The 14,718-nt window shown below is 67.2% G+C and carries 14 protein-coding genes; 1 reads left to right on the forward strand and 13 read right to left on the reverse strand.

Annotated elements, in window-relative coordinates:
• The first annotated feature begins 24 nt into the window (after nucleotides 1-24).
• Nucleotides 25-945 carry a U32 family peptidase gene (locus RPS27_RS22120; protein ID WP_313754393.1) on the forward strand — a complete coding sequence of 307 codons (921 nt, stop codon included), beginning with the start codon at nucleotides 25-27 and terminating at the stop codon, nucleotides 943-945.
• A gap of 23 nt (nucleotides 946-968) precedes the next feature.
• Here the strand turns inward: RPS27_RS22120 and RPS27_RS22125 are convergent, their stop codons facing one another.
• From RPS27_RS22125 to RPS27_RS22185, 13 genes are read right to left on the reverse strand one after another with little or no spacing between them, the layout of a single operon-like run.
• On the reverse strand, nucleotides 969-1,595 hold the full coding sequence (locus RPS27_RS22125; RefSeq protein ID WP_063202603.1) for an FMN-dependent NADH-azoreductase: 627 nt from the start codon (nucleotides 1,593-1,595) through the stop codon (nucleotides 969-971).
• 3 nt (nucleotides 1,596-1,598) lie between these two features.
• Nucleotides 1,599-3,173, reverse strand: coding sequence for an isochorismatase family protein (locus tag RPS27_RS22130; protein WP_313754394.1), 1,575 nt, complete (start codon nucleotides 3,171-3,173; stop codon nucleotides 1,599-1,601).
• Nucleotides 3,174-3,193: 20 nt separating this feature from the next.
• Nucleotides 3,194-4,042, reverse strand: coding sequence for an N-acyl homoserine lactonase family protein (locus RPS27_RS22135; RefSeq protein ID WP_313754395.1), 849 nt, complete (start codon nucleotides 4,040-4,042; stop codon nucleotides 3,194-3,196).
• A 31-nt stretch (nucleotides 4,043-4,073) separates the two neighbouring features.
• Nucleotides 4,074-4,958, reverse strand: coding sequence for an amidohydrolase family protein (locus RPS27_RS22140; RefSeq protein WP_313754396.1), 885 nt, complete (start codon nucleotides 4,956-4,958; stop codon nucleotides 4,074-4,076).
• Nucleotides 4,955-6,076, reverse strand: coding sequence for a vWA domain-containing protein (locus RPS27_RS22145; protein ID WP_313754397.1), 1,122 nt, complete (start codon nucleotides 6,074-6,076; stop codon nucleotides 4,955-4,957). Before RPS27_RS22145 ends, RPS27_RS22140 begins: the two co-directional genes overlap by 4 nt.
• Nucleotides 6,073-6,954 carry an AAA family ATPase gene (locus tag RPS27_RS22150; protein WP_194403644.1) on the reverse strand — a complete coding sequence of 294 codons (882 nt, stop codon included), beginning with the start codon at nucleotides 6,952-6,954 and terminating at the stop codon, nucleotides 6,073-6,075. The genes RPS27_RS22145 and RPS27_RS22150 overlap by 4 nt, the downstream gene beginning before the upstream one ends.
• An 11-nt stretch (nucleotides 6,955-6,965) precedes the next feature.
• Nucleotides 6,966-7,988 carry a xanthine dehydrogenase family protein molybdopterin-binding subunit gene (locus tag RPS27_RS22155; RefSeq protein ID WP_011086158.1) on the reverse strand — a complete coding sequence of 341 codons (1,023 nt, stop codon included), beginning with the start codon at nucleotides 7,986-7,988 and terminating at the stop codon, nucleotides 6,966-6,968.
• Between the two features lies 1 nt (nucleotide 7,989).
• Complete coding sequence (locus RPS27_RS22160; RefSeq protein WP_259217302.1) at nucleotides 7,990-9,585, reverse strand: xanthine dehydrogenase family protein molybdopterin-binding subunit; 1,596 nt, start codon at nucleotides 9,583-9,585, stop codon at nucleotides 7,990-7,992.
• Between the two features lie 8 nt (nucleotides 9,586-9,593).
• Nucleotides 9,594-10,070 carry a (2Fe-2S)-binding protein gene (locus RPS27_RS22165; RefSeq protein WP_063202615.1) on the reverse strand — a complete coding sequence of 159 codons (477 nt, stop codon included), beginning with the start codon at nucleotides 10,068-10,070 and terminating at the stop codon, nucleotides 9,594-9,596.
• A 4-nt stretch (nucleotides 10,071-10,074) separates the two neighbouring features.
• Entirely contained in the window at nucleotides 10,075-10,893 is an 819-nt protein-coding gene (locus RPS27_RS22170) for an FAD binding domain-containing protein (RefSeq protein ID WP_313754398.1), read from the reverse strand.
• Nucleotides 10,894-11,337, reverse strand: a complete 444-nt coding sequence (locus tag RPS27_RS22175) for an SRPBCC family protein (RefSeq protein ID WP_211416468.1) — start codon at nucleotides 11,335-11,337, stop codon at nucleotides 10,894-10,896. It abuts the gene before it with no gap.
• A gap of 2 nt (nucleotides 11,338-11,339) precedes the next feature.
• Nucleotides 11,340-11,777 carry an SRPBCC family protein gene (locus tag RPS27_RS22180; RefSeq protein ID WP_128939213.1) on the reverse strand — a complete coding sequence of 146 codons (438 nt, stop codon included), beginning with the start codon at nucleotides 11,775-11,777 and terminating at the stop codon, nucleotides 11,340-11,342.
• A 9-nt stretch (nucleotides 11,778-11,786) separates the two neighbouring features.
• Entirely contained in the window at nucleotides 11,787-14,696 is a 2,910-nt protein-coding gene (locus tag RPS27_RS22185; protein WP_211416470.1) for a flotillin family protein, read from the reverse strand.
• Nucleotides 14,697-14,718 lie beyond the last annotated feature (22 nt).

Below are 14,718 nucleotides of genomic sequence, written 5' to 3' on the forward strand. Positions count from 1 at the left end.
TTTCGACTATGTGAGGTCCGGAAGATGCAACTCAGCCTCGGTCCAGTTTTGTACAATTGGGCGCCGGAACGCTGGCGCGACTTCTATTTCCGTATCGCCGACGAGGCGCCTGTCGATGTCGTATCGGTCGGCGAGATCGTCTGCTCGAAGCGATCGCCGTTCTTTGCAGACCACATCCCGGCCGTGGTCGAACGGCTGCAAAACGCAGGCAAAGAGGTGCTGCTCGGCTCGCTGATCCTGGTCTCGCTGCGGCGCGAGCGCCGCCAGACCGAAGAGCTCGCTTCGGCCGAAGGCGCACTGGTCGAGGTGAATGATCTGACCTGTCTCAGGACGCTCGCGGGCCGGGCGCACGCCATCGGGCCCTTCGTCAACATCTACAACGAAGCCAGCGCGGCCTTTCACGCCGCGCACGGGGCGAGGCGCATCTGCCTGCCGCCGGAGCTGCCGCTGGCTTCGATCGCGGCGATCGCGAAGGCAATCCCCGATGTCATCACCGAGGTGTTCGCGTTCGGCAGGGTGCCGCTTGCCATCTCCGCGCGCTGCTATCATGCGCGCCTCCACAAGCTCGCCAAGGACAATTGTCGCTTCGTCTGCGAGAAGGATCCGGATGGACTGCTGCTGAACACGCTGGGGCAGCAGGAGTTCCTCACCGTCAACGGCGTGCAGACCCTGTCTCACAGCTGCGCCAATCTGCTGGGCGAGGCCGGCCTCCTGCGCGAGAGCAACGTTCGCTCGTTGCGCCTGTCGCCGCAGGATTGCGACATGGTCGAGATCGCCAGGATCTTTCGCGACGTGCTCGACGGCCGCGAGGATTTCGATGGCGGCAACCGCCGCCTTGCGGCGGCTTATCGCGGCGTGCCGTTCTCGAATGGGTTCCTGTGGGCCGAGCCAGGTCACCTCTATCGTCAGGCCCGATCAGGGGATGCGCAAGGCTCGGCGGCGTAAGAGGACAGAGCGATGCCGGTGCATCAGAAGCTCGTGGCCATCGCGGCCAGACGTCGGTGCGCTCTGTCCCGCGCAACCTCGATCGGCTGCTGCGGTCCGGTGGTTGGCCCGATCGGCACGAAACGGACATTGTCGATCCCAATGAAGCGCAGGATGTCCCGCAAATAGGGCGTTGCCATGTCGATGCGGCCGCGATTCATGCCGGTGGCGAAGTCGCTGCCGCTGGCGAGAATCACCAGCGTCGGCCGGTCCTTCAGCAACGGGAGATAGCCCTGCGATGGGTCGAAGCGAAAGGTCAGCCCGGGCTGGACGACGATGTCGAACCATTGCTTGAGCTTGTAGGGGATGCCGAAATTCCACATCGGCGTCGAGATCAGCACGCGATCGGCGAGCGCGAAGCGGGTCGCCATTCGCTCGGCCTCGGCAAAGCTGTCACGCTCCGCGTCGTTGAAGGCCTGTCCGTTCATCCGTGCATATTTGGCCTCGACGATGGGACCTGCGAATTCCGGCATCCGCTCCCGCCAGAGGTCGACGACATCGATGTCCCAGTCCGGCCGGGCCTGACGGAAGCCGTCAAGGAAGACGCGCGCGCCGGCGCTCGAGACGGAGTCGGCGCGGGGCGAGCAGGACAGATGCAGGAGCTTGGCCACGGGTCATCCCAACGCCCGGATGACGGCATCCGCCCGGGTGACGATGGCGACGTTCTGCATGGCAAAGTTGATCGAGGCGGCGTGCCAGTCCGCATTCATGGTCGAGCAGCAATCCTCCGGCACGATCATGAAGTAGCCTTTGTCGGCACCGGTGCGGGCGGTGTGCTCCACCGACATGTTGGTCCAGGCGCCGGTGTTGATGATCATGTCGCGCCCGGTCGCCTTCAGGATTGTCTCCAGCCGCGTGCCCTCCCACGCGCTCATGCGCATCTTCTCCACGACGAAGTCGCCGGGCCGCGGCTCGAGGCCGGAGACGGGCGCAACGCCCCAGCTTCCGCGCACCATCGCCTTGCTGTCGACCAGCCCTTCGAACAGCGGCGCATTCAGCGTCACGCCGGGCGCGCCTGGCTCGACGACGAACCAGACATGGATGATGGCGACACCCCGCGCGCGGGCGGTCTCCGCAAGGCGGCGGACATTCTCGACGACATGCTGCTGCTTGGCGTGGCCGGGCGCGCCTGATTCGGCGAAGGCGCCGCCGTCCATGATGACGTCGTTCTGCAGGTCCTGGATGATCATGGCGCAGCGCTGGGGATCGAGCCGCATCTCGCCGTCGGCGAGGATGGGCGCCTGCGGGGCGGCGCTTGCGGTCGCGCCGCCGCCGCTTCGCCGCCCGCTCATATAGGGCTCGTGCCGCGGGCCGACCTTGGTCGGGATCGCATAGACCGAATGGGTCGAGGTCAGGTACAGCGTGCGGAAATCCGGCCCGCCCCAGGCGAGGTTGGCGACCAGCTCGGCCACGCGCACCTTGCCGAGCAGCTCGCTGCGCGGCGAATAGACCCAGACGCCTCCGGGCGCGGTGACCCAGACATTGCCGTGCTGGTCGCACTTCATGCCGTCGGGCAGGCCCGGCTCCAGCTCGGACTTGATGCCGCTTGCGAACACCCGGGCATTCGAGAGCGAGCCGTCGGCATTGACGTCGAAGACGCGGATCAGCGCCTGCACGGTGTCGTTGACATAGAGCAGCTTCTCGTCGGGCGAGAAGCACAGCCCGTTCGGCTGGTCGAACAGGTTTCGCTCGACGACGAGCTTCGGCTCGCTGCCGGGGACGACGCGATAGACGCCCTGGAAGCCGAGCTGGCGCGGCCGCTCGACACCGTAGACCGGCATCCGGCCGTACCAGGGGTCCGAGAAATAGATCGCGCCGGACGAGTGCACGCAGACGTCATTCGGGCTGTTCAGCTCCTGCCCCCCAAAATGCGACGCCAGCACCTCGCGCCGCCCGTCCGGCCGCTCGCGGATCAGCGATGATGTCGCGTGCTCGCAGACGATGAGGTTGAGCTCGGCATCGTAGGTCATGCCGTTGCATTTGTTCGAGGGGCGCTTGACCTCGGCGACGCCGCGCCGCGCATCCCAGCGCCGGCGCACGTCGCCGGGCATGTCCGAGAACAGGAGGTAGTGATCGACCGGATGCCAGACCGGCCCTTCCGTGAAGTCGAAACCCGTACCGACCTGCGCGACCGGGGCATAGGGGTCGATCAGCGCCTCAAATTCGCTTCGCAAGGTGACGTGGGTCATCGGTCGATCCTCGAGTCGCGTTACGCTGGGAACCAGTTGCGTGCCGGCAGCGATTGCACGATCGGGCCGGGGACCTGGTCGTGCAGGCGTCCGATGACGTTGCCGCCTTCGATCTTGGCGGGACGGTCGTGCACCGGCAACAGATAGCGTGAATTGCTCAGCAGCTTCTTGATCGAGGCCTTCTCCGCGCGCTTGCTGGTGCCGTGGTTGCCGGTGGTCCGCGGCTCCCAATCGTGGATCTCGTTGAAGGGCGTCACGATCTGGTCGTTGAAGTCGTAGATCACGTCGCCGCAGATGGTGGCGATGCCATCGGCGGTCTCGACGATGACGTTCATCGAGCCTTCGGTATGGGCATTGGCGGCGTCGCAATAGACGCCGGGCATCAGCTCGATGGGACCGGTGATCTCGAGGTCGAGGAAGCGCAGCGCGCTCTTGGTGTGCAGCCGATCGATCAAATGCTTGATGTCGGGCGCCGGATATTGCGGATGCATCAGGCCGGACACCGAATATTCGAGCTCCTTGCGGTTGAGCACGACGGTCGTGTTCATCGGAAACAGATCGTCCTTGCCGGCATGGTCGATGTGCAGATGGGTATGGCAGACGAAGCGGACGTCGCCCATGCGCACGCCGTGGCGCGCGAGCTGGTTCTCGATCATGTTCTCGTGGTACTGCAGCCCGCGCATGCCCAGCGTCTCCATGATCTGGTTGGAGCGGTAGCCAGTGTCGACCACGACAGGATATTTCCCGCCGAGGATCAAAAAGCCGAGGGTGAGGACGCGGCGGGTGCGGCCGCAGTCGCGGCCGAGCACCAGAAAGCTCGATTCCAGCTCGATATCGCCGTAGTCCAGGATCTTGATCTCCAGCGCCATTCGTTGCCCTCCCTGATCTGTTTCTTGTCTGTCAAAGCCGGTAGACGCGCGTTGCGGTCGTCCTGAAGATGGCGTCCTGCTGCTCGGCGCTGAACGGAGCGGCGGCGGCGCGAAAGGCCTCAACGAGATCGCGATAGCTGGTCCACAATTTCTCGATCGGAAAGTTGGAGCCGAACAGGCAGCGCTCGGCGCCGAAGATCGCGACGGTGTCTGCGAGCACGGCGGCGATGTGCGCGGGATCATTGCGATGGATGAAGGTGCCGAGCCCGGAAAGCTTGGAGACCACGTTGGGACAGGCCGCGAGCCGGGCCATGCCGGCACGCCAGGCCGCGCGTCCCGCGGGCGAGAGGTCTTCGAGCATCCCGGCGTGCTGGAGGATGAAGGTCACCCCGGGGCAGGCTTCGGCGAGTGCCGCGGCGTCCGGCATCTGCGGCGTGAAGACCTGAAGGTCAAAACTCCAGCCATAGTCGGCGAGGCGGGCGACGTTACGCTGGATCATCGGATCGGCGCAGAGATCGGCACGTGCGGCAAAGCGGTAGAGCGGATTCTCGTGCCAGTGCAGCTGCATGCGCACGCCGCGCACCAACGGGTAGCGCTTCAGGCGGTCGAGCTGCGGGCGGACGTCATCCACGGCAAAATTGGCGTAGGCGACGATCGCGTGCGGCCAGCCGTGTTCGTCCGCGGTCTGCTGCACCCAGGCGGCCTCGTCCTCAAAGCGGTCGTTGGCCCAGTTGGTCTGGACATAGACCGATCGGGTGACACCGGTGCCTTTGAGGTCGTCGAGATATTCGGCAATCGGATAATCGCGCCGGATCGGCTCGTAAGGTCCGAAGATGCGCGGTTGCATCGGGCCGATCAGCCAGGGCAGGTCGGCCTGCCGCCAGATGTGATGATGGCCGTCGACAATATCGGTCACGCCGCTCTCCTTCGTCCCAGCGCCAGAATATGCGCGACGATCGACGCGCTCGATCCGCCATCTTCGAGGTCATCGACGAAGCGCTCGATGGCGATCAGCGCCTCGGTCTGCGGGCGGAAGCCGGGGCTCGTCGCCAGGGGCGTCAGCCAACTCAGGCGCCAGGCCCGCCGCGACAGCTTTGCGACCGCATCGCGCAGCGCATCGGGTTCGCCGCGCTCCAGCCCGTCCGAGACGATCACGACAGCGGCGCCGCGGGCATAGCCGCCGAAGCGAGGCACGGCGAGGAAGGCCTGGAGCGCGTCGCCGATGCGGGTGCCGCCGTCCCAGTCGCTGACCAGATGCGCGGCGGCGTTCATCGCCTGCTCGCGGCGCTTCAGCCGCAACGGGCGGGTGACGCGCGTCAGCCGCGTGCCGAAGGTGAACACCTCGACATTGGGCGCCGCCTGCACCAGCGCATGCGCCAGCTTCATGTTCTCCTCGGTGCGGCTTTTCATCGAGCCGGAGACGTCGACCAGCAGCAGGAACTTGCGTGGGCGCTGCCGCCGCTTCATGTGACCGAGCCGCAACATCTCGCCGTCGCTGCGGACAGAGTCGCGTAAAGTACGGCGCAGATCGGCAAACGGCCCGCGCCGGGCGCGCATGCGGCGATGGCCGCGCCGCCGGGGCAGGCGTCGTGGCGCCTCCCGCGCCAGGCGGCGCAGGGCGTCTGTGCCCGCGGCCGGTCCAAAGCGGCGCTCGACCAGCGCCTCGGTACGGGTTGCAGTCAGGCCGGACTCGCTGGCCTCATCGGACAGCAGCGGCTCCTCGTCGCCGCGGCCCTCTTCCTGAAGCCGGACCGTCTCGTCGTCCTCCCCCTCGTCGTCGCGCGCAATGGCCTCGCTGCCGCGGAAGTGCAGATCGAACAGCCGGTCGAAGGTCGCGCGCCGCTCGGGTGGCGGCGCCAGCGTCGCCAGGGCGGCTTGCCTGACGTGCTCGATGGTGCGCGGGCCGAGCAGCTCGACGGCGGCAAGGAATGTCGTGGTCTGCTCCGGCGCCACGGCAAAGCCGTTCGCCCGCAGCAGCGGGACAAAGGCGACGAAGATGCGGGCGGCGCGCGGCAGCTGCGGTTCGGTGCTCATGCGGTCGCCTCCGCCAGCATGGCATCGAGCCGCGGCGAGATGAAATGCAGATCCTCCTCGTCCTTCAGCGCCACGCCGATCGACCGCTTGAACGCATCCGGCCAGCGTGCGCCGCCCTTGTTGAGGAGCGTCGCGGCCTCCGCCCAGTCGACGGCTTCGGCGATGCCGGGCGCCTTGCTGAGGGGCTCGCGCCGCAGCTTCTCCACCGCTGCGACGACGGCGCGGGCGGTGGCCTCGGCGACGCTGGAGGCGCGCATCATGATGATGCGCGCCTCGCGCTCCGCGGTCGGATAGTCGATCCAGTGATAGACGCAGCGGCGGCGCAGCGCCTCGTGCAGATCGCGCGTCCGGTTCGACGTCAGCACGACCACGGGGCGTTCGGCCGCGCGCACCGTGCCGCGCTCCGGAATGGAGATCTGGAAGTCGGAGAGGAATTCGAGCAGGAAGGCCTCGAACTCCTGGTCGGCCCGGTCGATTTCGTCGATCAGGAGCACGGTGGAATCCGGCGCGCGCAGCGCGGCCAGCATGGGACGCTCGATCAGGAAGGTCTCGCCGTAGATGTCGATGCTTTCGTCGCCGGCCTGGCGGATCGCCAGCATCTGGCGCGGATAGTTCCACTCATAGAGCGCGGCAGAGGCGTCGATGCCCTCGTAGCATTGCAGGCGGATCAGGCGGCGGCCGAGCACGGCGGCGATCGCCTTGGCCGCCTCCGTCTTGCCGACGCCCGGCGCGCCTTCCAGCAGCAGCGGCTTGCCCAGCGCGAGGCCGAGATAGGCTGACGTCGCAAGGCCCTCGTCGGCGAGGTAATAGGCCGCGCGCAGCGCTTTCTCCAGCGCCTCCGGGCTGTCGATGCCGACGATGTTGCTGCGAACCGCCACGGCCCAATCCTCTAACGCCGGGCCTGCGGCCGCGCGCCGCCCTGGCTCTTGATCGCGCGCAACACCTTTTCGGGCGTGATCGGGAGGTCGTCGATGCGGACGCCGACGGCGTTGAAGATCGCGTTCGCAACGGCCGGCAGCACCGGGTTGGCGCACATCTCACCGGGCCCCTTGGCCCCGAAGGGACCATCGGGCGCCGGACGCTCGAGCACGGCGATGTCATGCGGGCAGATGTCGCCGGGGCCGGGCATCAGATATTCGACGAAGTCGCGCGGCCCATGCACGGGATCGGGATAATAGGGCTCCGGGGTCTCGTAGAGCGCGTGGCTGACGCCCATCCAGGCGCCGCCGACCAGCTGCTGCTCGACCAGGCGCGGGTTGAGCGCGCGGCCGAGTTCATAGGCGGAGTCCATGCGCACCATCGCGACCTCGCCGGTCTCGTCGTCGACCTCGACCTCGGCGACGAGGCAGGCATGGGCGTAGCAGGTCGCCGGCGACATCTCGCCGGTTTCAGGATCGACGTTGGAGAGCGGAACGAGGAAGATGCCGCGTCCCGAGATCGTCTTGCCCTGCTTGAACTGTGCGGCAATCGCGACGTCCTTGGTCGAGATCGAACGGTGCGGCGCGCCCTTGACGTGGATGTTGCCGCGGCCGTCGGTTTCGAGATCGGCCGCGTTGACCTCCAACTCCTCGGCCGCGGCCTCCATCATCACGCCGCGCGCCTCGCGGGCGGCGGCCATCACGGCGTTGCCGACGCGGTGGGTGCCGCGCGAGGCAAACGAGCCCATGCAGTGCGGACCGGTGTCGGAATCGGCGGTGTCGACATAGACGTCCTCGACGGGCACGCCGAGCGTCTCGGCGCAGATCTGCCGCGTCACCGATTTCATGCCCTGGCCGAGGTCGATCGACGACAGCGCCACCGTGAACTTGCCGCTGGGATTGGAATGCACCAGCGCCTGGCTCGGATCGCCGCCGAGATTCATGCCGATGGGATAGTTGATCGACGCCATGCCGCGTCCGCGATGCCTGGTCATCTCAGCGTCTCCTGGTGCCGAACACGGACGAGAACCGCGTCGCGCCGTGCGATGGCGCGGCCGGGCGCGGCGGGGGAGGCGGCGGCGCCGGCGGGGGCGGATCGCGCGGCGGTTCCCGCGTGACGGTTGGTGGCAGCCGGTCGTAGCTGGTGCGCTGCTGGACCGGCGCGGCTGGACGTGCGCGCGAAGAGTCCGTCGGCGTCGGCGGGATTGCGGCGCGGCTGCCGCCGCCGTCCTTGCGCGAGGAGGCGCGTCTGAACTCGTCACGGATCGGCCATTTGGCCTTTTCGGCCGCGACCTGGACGCATTCGATCAGCGCGGTGTTCTTGGCCTCGCGCCGGTGCGCTTTCATGTCGCCGTCGCGATAGGCGTTGAGGATGCGAAACTCCATCGGGTCCATGCCGACGAGGTTCGCGAGCTTGTCCATCTGGCACTCGATGGCAAAGTCCATCGCCGTGACGCCGAAGCCGCGCATGGCGGTGGCAGGCGTGCGGTTGGTGAAGACGCAGTAGACGTCGCCATAGACGTTCGGGATGGTGTAAGGGCCCGGCAGATGCGCGGCGCATTTCACCGCGGCGTAGCTGGACAGCCTTGTATAGGCACCGCTGTCGAAATAGGCCCGGATCTTGCGGGCGACGATGCGGCCGTCGCGCATCACGCCGTCCTTGATGTAGATGCGTTCGGCGCCGCGCGGCGGACCATATTGCATCTCCTCCTCGCGCCCGAACACGTAGCGGACGGGACGCCCGGTCAGCATGGCGCCGAGGATGGCGAGCGGCTCAGTCAAGGTATCCACCTTGCCGCCGAAGCCGCCGCCGACGGTGCCGCCGATGAAGTGGAAGGTGTTGGACGGCACGTCCAAAATCTTGGCGCAGGTGTCGACCGAGAAGAACAGCGCCTGCGTCGAGGTATAGACGACGTAGCGGCCGTTGGTGTCAGGCGCAGCGATGGCACCGTTGGTCTCGGTCGGCGCATGCTCGATCGGCGACATCTGATAGCGCTGTTCCAGCACGTGGTCCGCGCCCGCGAGCGCCGCGTCGGCATCGCCGAAGCGCAGGCGCTGGTGGTCGTAGACGTCGTGATAGATAAAGGCGTTCTTCGGATAGGTCTCGTTGACCACGGGCGCGCCGGGCTTGAGCGCATCCTCGACGTCGAACACGGCCGGCAGCGGTTCATAGTCGACCTTGACCTTCGCGATGGCCTCGAAGGCCTCGCGCTCGCTGTCGGCGACGATCGCTACGATGGGCTCGCCCTTGTAGCGGACCTTGTCGACCGCCAGCGACGGCTCGTCGTCCTTGCCGAAATTGATCAGGCTCAGAAGCGTGTTGAGATTGACCGGCACGTCGGTGCCGCGGATGATCCGGCGTACGCCGGCCGACCGCTCGGCCTCGGTGGTGTCGATACGGCGCAGCCGTGCGTGGGCCTGTGTCGAGCGCACGACCTTCAGGTGCAGCATGCCCTGCAGCTTGTGGTCGTTGAAGTAGCTCGACGTGCCCGTGACATGGCCGAGCATGTCCTGACGCTGGGTGCCCTTGCCGATTTCCTTGAGGTTGTCGTCGCGCTCGTCGGCGAAGATGTCCTTGCGCAGTTCCAGCATGGTTGACCTCAGGCGCTGACCCGGCCGCCGGCGGCGGCGAGGATGGCATTGATGATCGGCTCGTAGCCGGTGCAGCGGCAGATGTTGCCGGAGATGGCCTCGATCACCTCGTCGCGGCTGGGCGACGGATTGCGGTCGAGCAGCGCCTTGGCGGCCATCAGCATCCCCGGTGTGCAATAGCCGCATTGGGCAGCAAAATTGTCGGCAAAGGCGCGTTGCAGCGGATGCAGGTTCGGGCCCTGCTTCATGCCGTCGAGCGTCTCGACCGACCGGCCTGCGACCGTTTCGGCGAGCGTCAGGCAGGAGAGGTGGAGCTCGCCGTCGACCAGCACGCTGCACGTGCCGCAGCCGCCCTGGCCGCAGCCGAATTTCGGCGTCATGTCGCCGATAAGCTCGCGCAGCGCGACCAGCAGATTGGTGCCGCCGTCGACGAAGATCGCGACGTCGCGGCCGTTGTGGCGAAATTGCAGGGGGATCTTGGCCATGGCTCTATTCCTGTCCCGACAGCAGGCGCCGCAGATGCACGCCGACGATCTCGCGGCGATACCAGGCGCTGCCGAGCGCGTTGTCGGATGGCGAGGTTCCTTCGGTGGCCGCGGATGCGGCGGCGGCGATGGTCGCAGCATCGAGCGAACGCCCTTCGAGCGCGCGCTCGGCGGCACGGGCGCGGATCTGGGTCGGCGCCATCGATCCCAGCGCGATCCGGGCGCCCGCGATCCGGCCGCCGCTGATCGGCAGATGCGCGGCCAGCGTGATGACCGAGCCGCCTTTCGGCTTGATGCGCGCGATCTTGCGATAGCGGAAAGCTTCGGCGCTGGCAGGCCGGGTGCAGGACACCGACAGCACCAACGTCCCGCTCTGCCGGTCGCGCGCCTGCAAAAACTCTTCGATCGGGACGTCGCGTGCGCCGAAGCCGCCGGCGACGGCCACCGTCGCATCCAGCGCCAGCAGCGCGACGGTGAAATCGCCATAGGGACTTGGCGCAAAGAGGTTGCCGCCGATTGTGCCCATGTTGCGCACGGCCGGGCCGCCGATCGAGCGGGCAGGCGCATGCAGGAAGGCGAGGTCGCGTTCGGCGAGAACGCGCGCAAAGGTGACGCCGGCACCGAGCGTGACGCGGGGGCCAGAAGCATCGATCCGGGCGAGAGCTTGATCCTGCGCGCGGACGATTGTCGAGACCGACACATCGCCCTCGTTCAGCGCGCGCATCACCAGCGTGCCGCCGCCGAGATAGCGCGCGCTGCGGTCCGAGGACAGCGCGCCCGCGGCTTCGCTGGCGCTCGTAAAAGTCTTCACTGTCACGGCCATCTATGCGGCCTCCTTCAGATGGCGGCGGATTGCCTCGAAGCCCGCCTGATAGATGTCTTCGGCGACCATGTGGGTGATGCGGTCCTTGTCCTCGGGCTTCGTGGTGAAGCGGGACTCCCAATGCCAGAAGGTGCGGTCACCATCCGTGACCGGCAGCAGGCGGACATGGGCGACGTAGTTGAACATCGGGACCGGCGTATCGAGCAGGCAATAGCTGAAGGATTGTTCCAGGTCCGACAGCGCCAACAATTGCTCGCGCAGCTCGGAGCCGTCGTTCAGCTTGAATCGCCTGACGCAACCGATCTTGTCGGAGGATTGCGCGCGTTCGATTGAGGAGGTCGCGACCGCCGGATGCCAGCGGTCATGCCCGTTGAAATCGCGCAGCACGCTCCACACCGCGTCGGTCGGCGTATCCAGGATCGTGCTCTTGACGATGTGCGGCACGGCTAGCCTCCAAACACGCGCTTGAGCGCGTCGAACCCGCCCTGGAACACGCCGCCGCCGATATTGCTCACGAGCTCCGTCTCCCGTTCCGGCGCGCAGTCGAATTCCGCGGTCCATTCCACAAAGGTCTGGTCGCCGTCGGTGACCGGCGTCAGCCGCAGGGTCGCGACGTAGTTCTCGACGCCCATCGGAGATTCCAGGATCGAATAGGTGCAGAACATGTCGTAGTCGGAGAGGCCGAGCAGCTTCTCGCGAATGCGGTCGCCGTTGCGCAGGCGGAAATCGCGCACACACCCGATCTTGTCCGCGGGCTCGCCGCCCTCGATGCGGCTTTCAGCGATCGCCGGATGCCAGTTCGGCAGGCCGTTGAAATCGCGCACCCGCGCCCAGACGCGGTCGTTGCGGGCGTTGACGACGGTGGAGACGTAGACGCGAGCCATGGTGCGACCTCAGCTCTTCTTCCGCGGCCCGCGCTCGGCCGGCGGCTCGCCGCCCTCGGCCGCAGGCGGCGTGGCCGCCGGCTTGTCACCGCCGCCACCTCCGCCGCTCTTGCGCGCGGACTCCTTGATGCCCTGCATGTCGCGGGCTTCGCGGATCAGGCCCGGCATCTTGGCAAGGCTGCCGCCCTCGACGCCGATGTCCGCCAGGATGGAATCGATCAGCGGCGCCTGGACGCGGTAGCGCAGGGCGGAATCGATCACCTCGTCGGTGGCGCTGCGGCCGCCATTGCCGCCATTCCCGTTGCCGTTGAGGCCGTCGACCTGGAGGATGCGGATGCCTTCGATCTTCTCCATCGGCTTGACGCTCTCGCGCACGATGCCCTCGATCCGGTCGAGCAGCTTTCTGCGGAACAGCGAGTAGCGCGCCTGGTCGGTCAGCACGTTCTCGGCCTCGTTGAGCATCCGCTGCGCCTCGGCCTCGACGGCGGCGCGCACCCGCTCGGCCTCGGCTGCGATGCGGGTCTCTTCGGCCTGCTTCTCGGCGAGCATCACCTCGACGGTCCTGCGCCGCTTGGCGATCTCGCTCTCGCGCGCCGTGATGACGCGCTCGGTTGCTTCGGTCGCGCGCATCCGCGCTTCCTCGGCCGACGCCTTGGCGGCAGACTCTTCCAGAGATTTGAGATGGATGGCGATCGCCTTCTCCATCAGGACGGTCTCGACCTCCTTCTCGCGATTGACCTCGAGCTTGCGCAGCTCGCGCTCGCGGCCGACGCGGGCTTCATCCAGGCCCCGGTCGGATGCGATGCGGGCGCGCTCGACCTCCTCGCGGGAGGCGATCTCGGCCTCCTGCAGGGATTGCACGCGGGCGACCTCGAGCTGCTCGATGGCGCGGCGGCGCTCGATGCGGGCCGCTTCCAGCGCCTGCTCGCGCGAGACGTCCGTGGTCTCGACCTCCTTGCGCGCGACGATCTCGGCCTGCCGGACCTGGCGGTCGGCATCGATTCGCTCGGACTTCTTGGTCGATAGCGCGATGACGCGGTCCTCGTCGGCGATCTCGATCGCCTTCTTCTGCTCGATGTTGAGCACCTCGCGCTTCTTCGAGGAGTTGATGCGCTCGGCCTCCAGCGCCAGATCGACGGTAATACGCTGGCGCTCGATGGCGTCGCGCCGCTTCAGCTCGGCCGCCTCGAGGACACCGGTGCGCTCGATTTCCAGCGCGCGGGTGTCGCGCTCGGCCTGGATGCGTTCGGCCGCAACCGCCTTCTCCTGGGCGATGCGGGCCGCCTCGATCGCCTCGCGGGAGGCGATATCGGCCTCCTCGACGGCGCGGTTGCGGGCGATCTCCAGCGAGCGCACGCGCTCCTCCTGGGCGATGCGGCTGGCCTCGGTGGTCTCGCGGGCGGTAATGCCGGCGACGTCCAGCGCCTGGTTGCGCTCGATCTCCAGCTGCCGCGTGTTCTGCTCGGCGGCGATGCGCTCGGCGGCGAGCGTCCGCTCACGGGCGATGCGGGCGGCTTCCACGGCGCGCTGTGCCTCGATCTCGGCCTCCTGGATGGTGCGCACCTGCTGGATCTCCAGCGCGCGGGTGCGCTCGTCCGAGGAAATGCGCTCGACATTGACGATCAGCGTCTGGGCTATGCGGGCCTTCTCGGTGGCCTCGCGGGCGGCGATCTCGGCTTCGTCGACGGCGCGCGTGCGCTCGATCTCGCGGCGCCGCGTCTCCTCCTCGTTGGCGATACGGGCGTCGGTCACGACGCGGTCTTGCTGGATCCGCGCCTTCTCGATGGCTTCGCGAGCCGCGATCTCGGCTTCTTCGATCGTGCGCATGCGCTCGATCTCGCGCTGGCGCACCTCGCGCTCTGACGCAATCCGCGTGGTGTCGATCGAACGCTGGTTGGCGATCCTGGTCTTCTCGATCTCCTCCCGTGCCAGCAGCTCCTTCTCCTCGATGGTCCGCGTCCGCTCGATCTCCTTCTGGCGGGTTTCCCGCTCGGAGGCGATGCGGGCCTCGGCGATGGCCTGGTCATTGGCGATGCGGGCGCGCTCGATGGTCTCGCGGGCGGAGATCTGGGCCTGTTCGGCCTCGGTCTCGCGCAGTGCACGTTCACGGGCGACTTCCGTGCGCTGCAGGGCGCGGCGCATCTCGATGTCGCGCTCCTGTTCCAGCCGCGCGGTTTCGCTCTCGCGCTCGATCTCGAGGGCCTGCCGCTCAGCCTCCAGATTGCGGGTGCGGATCTTGATCATCGAGTCCTGCTCGATGTCGTTGCGTAGCTTCCGCCTGGCCTCGATGTCCTGCATCAGCTGGGTCAGACCTTCGGCGTCGAACCGGTTCGACGGGTTGAAGAATTCGAGGTCGGTCTGGTCGAGATCGGTGATGGCGACGGATTCCAGTTCGAGGCCGTTCTGGGCGAGGGCCTCGGCCGCTTCGGTCTTGACCCGCGCGACATAGTCGCCGCGCCGCTCGTGCATCTCTTCCATGGTCATTTCGGAAGCAACCGAGCGGATCGCGGAGATGAATTTGCCGGCGAGCAGCGCGTGCAACTGCCCGGGCTCCAGGGTGCGGCGGCCGAGCGTGGCCGCGGCGATCGAGACCGCTTCGCGGGTCGGCTGTACGCGGACATAGAAGTCGGCCTCGATGTCGACGCGCATGCGGTCACGGGTGATCACGGCATCCTGCCGGGAGCGGACGATGCCCATCGGCAACACGTTCATGTTGACGGGCGTGTAATCGTGGATGAAGGGCAGCACGAAGGCGCCGCCATTGATCACCACGCGTTCGCCGAGGAAGCCGGTTCGGACGAACGAGGTCTCCTTGGAGGAACGATGGTAGAGCCAGTTCACGATATAGACGCCGACCACGATCACGACGATCGCGACGATCAGCCAGAGGATCAATTCACCGACCAACATCCCCGACATCTTTTCCTCCCTCGAACCCTTC

It is taken from the genome of Bradyrhizobium sp. WYCCWR 12699, assembly GCF_032144035.1.
Lineage (GTDB): Bacteria > Pseudomonadota > Alphaproteobacteria > Rhizobiales > Xanthobacteraceae > Bradyrhizobium.

Coding starts and splice junctions, on each gene's coding strand:
- RPS27_RS22185 (WP_211416470.1), bottom strand. CDS start 14,696: ATGTCGGGGATGTTGGTCGGTGAATTGATCCTCTGGCTGATCGTCGCG.
- RPS27_RS22135 (WP_313754395.1), bottom strand. CDS start 4,042: ATGGCGCTGGAGATCAAGATCCTGGACTACGGCGATATCGAGCTGGAA.
- RPS27_RS22160 (WP_259217302.1), bottom strand. CDS start 9,585: ATGCTGGAACTGCGCAAGGACATCTTCGCCGACGAGCGCGACGACAAC.
- RPS27_RS22165 (WP_063202615.1), bottom strand. CDS start 10,070: ATGGCCAAGATCCCCCTGCAATTTCGCCACAACGGCCGCGACGTCGCG.
- RPS27_RS22145 (WP_313754397.1), bottom strand. CDS start 6,076: ATGAGCACCGAACCGCAGCTGCCGCGCGCCGCCCGCATCTTCGTCGCC.
- RPS27_RS22120 (WP_313754393.1), top strand. CDS start 25: ATGCAACTCAGCCTCGGTCCAGTTTTGTACAATTGGGCGCCGGAACGC.
- RPS27_RS22170 (WP_313754398.1), bottom strand. CDS start 10,893: ATGGCCGTGACAGTGAAGACTTTTACGAGCGCCAGCGAAGCCGCGGGC.
- RPS27_RS22155 (WP_011086158.1), bottom strand. CDS start 7,988: ATGACCAGGCATCGCGGACGCGGCATGGCGTCGATCAACTATCCCATC.
- RPS27_RS22130 (WP_313754394.1), bottom strand. CDS start 3,173: ATGACCCACGTCACCTTGCGAAGCGAATTTGAGGCGCTGATCGACCCC.
- RPS27_RS22180 (WP_128939213.1), bottom strand. CDS start 11,777: ATGGCTCGCGTCTACGTCTCCACCGTCGTCAACGCCCGCAACGACCGC.